Source organism: Methyloceanibacter sp. (assembly GCF_051306395.1).
GTDB lineage: Bacteria > Pseudomonadota > Alphaproteobacteria > Rhizobiales > Methyloligellaceae > Methyloceanibacter.
In genome coordinates, this window is the sequence record NZ_JBPPND010000259.1 from 1 (window position 1) to 3,000 (window position 3,000).

General features: G+C 65.5%; 2 protein-coding genes. Both read left to right on the plus strand.

Annotated features, from left to right (window positions below):
- Positions 1 to 283: 283 nt before the first annotated feature.
- The gene (locus ACSLE4_RS14020; RefSeq protein WP_435905050.1) at positions 284 to 1,774 is read left to right on the plus strand and encodes an AAA family ATPase; all 1,491 of its coding nucleotides are present in this window, start codon (positions 284 to 286) and stop codon (positions 1,772 to 1,774) included.
- A gap of 142 nt (positions 1,775 to 1,916) precedes the next feature.
- Positions 1,917 to 3,000 (plus strand): septal ring lytic transglycosylase RlpA family protein (locus ACSLE4_RS14025; RefSeq protein WP_435905051.1); only part of this gene is annotated, 1,084 nt, incomplete at its 3' end.

A 3,000-nucleotide genomic window follows, 5' to 3' on the forward strand; every position in this document is an offset into this window, starting at 1 on the left:
AAGAGCGGCCATCGCACCGGCGATCGCCAATCTTCCCCACAACCTCATCAGGACCGCTCGGCCTTTCCGAGAGGCGCTTTTGTAGGATGACCCCACAAGTCCCGCCCATCCGGGGAAACGTTAGCCAGTTAACCTATTGGCGACAAGTGCAACCGCGTGTTTCTTGAGTGTTTTCAATGCTTCTGTGGCCGTCCGGGCACGGCATTGTCATCCTATGGTTAATATCTGAGCGGAGGTCGGTTTGAGCCAGGCTAAGCTGTTGGAATTCATGAGGCGGCCGGAAATGTACAAACCGGCGCCTGCAACCGTGGAGTGCATCGAGACCCACGCCTCGGTCGTGTTTCTGGCCGGGGACTTCGCCTATAAGGTGAAGCAGGCGGTGAAGTACCCGTTTCTGGACTTTTCGACACTGGAGAATCGGCGCGAGGCGTTGCGCAACGAGCTGCGCTTGAACAGGCGCACCGCTGCTCAGCTCTATCGTGAGGTCGTGCCCATAACTGAAGCCCCGGACGGAGGGTTTCGGTTTGGAGGAGAAGGGGAGCCGATCGAGTGGGCGCTTGTCATGCGCCGATTCGACCAAGACTCACTCCTCGACCGGCTCGCCGGAGAGGGCCGGCTTGCTTTGGAGGCCATGGCGCCTCTTGCGGGCGCCATCGCGCGCCTGCACGCCGGCGCCGACCGCGTCCTCACCGAGCATCATGCGGTGCGGCCGCTCGCCGGGATCATCGCCGAGCACGAGCAGGTTCTCGCCGAGAACGCGGATGTCTTTCCGCCGGAGGCTGCCGCGCTGCTCGCGGAGCGGACCCGCGCGGCTTTCGACAAACTCTCGCCGCTGCTTCGGGCCCGGGCGCGTAGCGGCTATGTGCGCCACTGCCACGGCGATCTGCATTTGCGGAACATCGTGGAGATCGACGGTGAGCCCGTGCTGTTCGACGCGCTCGAATTCGACGACAGCCTCGCCACCATCGACGTGCTGTACGACCTCGCGTTTCTTCTGATGGATCTCGGCAAGCGCGGGCTTGGGAGCCATGCCAACGCGGTGCTCAACGCATATCTCGACGCCGCCGATGCCGGCAATCTTGTTGGGCTCGCGGCGCTGCCGCTGTTCCTGTCGCTGCGCGCGATGATCCGCGCCAAGGTCGAACTCTTGCGCGCCCGACACTCCTCGGCAGGCAATGGGGCGGATATGCGCGAGGAGGTGCGGGCCTATTTCGATCTGGCCTGCGCGTATCTTGCGCCGGCGCAGCCGCGGCTCATTGCCGTCGGCGGACTTTCGGGCAGCGGCAAGTCCACGGTGGCGCGCGCGTTCGCTGCAGAGCTTCTCCCTTTTCCCGGCGCGGTGCTGGTGCGGAGCGACGCGGCGCGCAAACGCCTATTCGGTGTGGCGCCCGAGGAGCGCTTGCCGGATTCCGCCTATACGCAAAGCGTGTCGGACCTGGTCTATGCGTTGTGCCGCAAGCGGGCGGCCCTTGCTCTCGAAGCCGGCTGGCCCGTGATCATGGATGCGGTGCATGCAAAGCCCGAAGAGCGTGCGGCGGTGGCGGCGCTTGCCGCAGAGCATGGCGCCGCTTTCACCGGCCTGTGGCTCGATGTGCCGCCGGAGGTGATGCGTGCGCGGGTCGCGCAGCGAACAGGCGACGTCTCGGACGCGACACCACAAGTTGTGGACGCGCAACTCGCCTACGACCTCGGCGCGATGGATTTCGATACTATCGACGCGAGCGATTCGGTCACGGACGTGGCCGCGCGGTGTCTCGATCGGATCGGACCTTGAGGATCGTTTGGCGATTCATTCTTTGCTAACGCACTTAGGCCGACAGTGGTGTCGCGCCGGAGGGACCCGCTTGGGTTTTGCGTTCGAGGTCTCTCCGGCGCATTTTTCGTTAGCCCTTCCGGGGGACGGGACGTTGCGTGGGGTGGGTCGGCTCTCCTTTGCACTCGGTGCAGGCGGGCTTCAGAGCTTTTTTGACAGCCGTCATCCCGCACGTCTCGTGCTGGGCGCGCTTCTGATTGCCAGTTTGACATTCGCCATCTCCGCTTGCGGCCGCGATGAGAGCGTGGGGCTCGGCAAACGGATCATTCCGTTCGGCCAGCCGGTGCCGAAGGGGGGCGGGCGCTACCAAGTGGGTCAGCCCTACGAGATCGCCGGCGTCCGCTACACGCCGCGCGAGGATCCTACATACGACGCCGTCGGCCAGGCGTCCTGGTATGGGGAGCTGTTCCACGGCCGCTACACCGCGAACGGCGAAATCTACGACATGGACCGCCTGTCCGCGGCGCATCCGACGCTTCCTTTGCCGATTTATGTACAGGTGACCAATCTCCAGAACGGGCGTTCGCTCGTCGTGCGCGTGAATGACCGCGGCCCGTTCAAGCACGACCGCATTATCGATCTCTCGCGGCGCTCGGCGGAGGTGCTCGGCTTTCGCAGTAACGGCACCGCGCAAGTGCGCGTGAAGTATTTGCGCCGCGCGCCTCTCAGCGGCGACGACAGCTATGAGCGGCAATATCTCGTAAGCCGGGGCTATCAGCGCTACGCCTCCACGCCGCAGGCCGTCCCGCCCGAGCTGGACCCGATTGCGGTCGCCAGCCTGCCGATCGTGCACACGCCGCCGCCATTGCCTGACCGCCCGGACCGTTCGTTCGCGACGGCCGCGTTGCCCGCTCCGGCCCCTGCGCCCAAACCGCAACCTGAGACCGTGGTGACGATGGCCACCTTGCGCCCGGAGCTGCAAGCCTCTCCCGAAGAAACCGGATCGATCGTGCCGCCGCGTCACCCTGAGCCGAACTTCCTGGCGCCGCCGGACGGCCCTGCCATCCAGGCGGGCTCCTTCAAGGACAGGGAGAACGCCGAGCGCGCCCGCACTGTCCTATCCGACATCGCGCCCGTCGACGTCGCCCCAGTTGATGTGGGCGGGGAGACCTACTACCGGGTCCGGGTCGGGCCCTTTGTGGACGATATCGCGGCGGCCGTGGCGCTGCCGCAGGTGACCGAAGCGG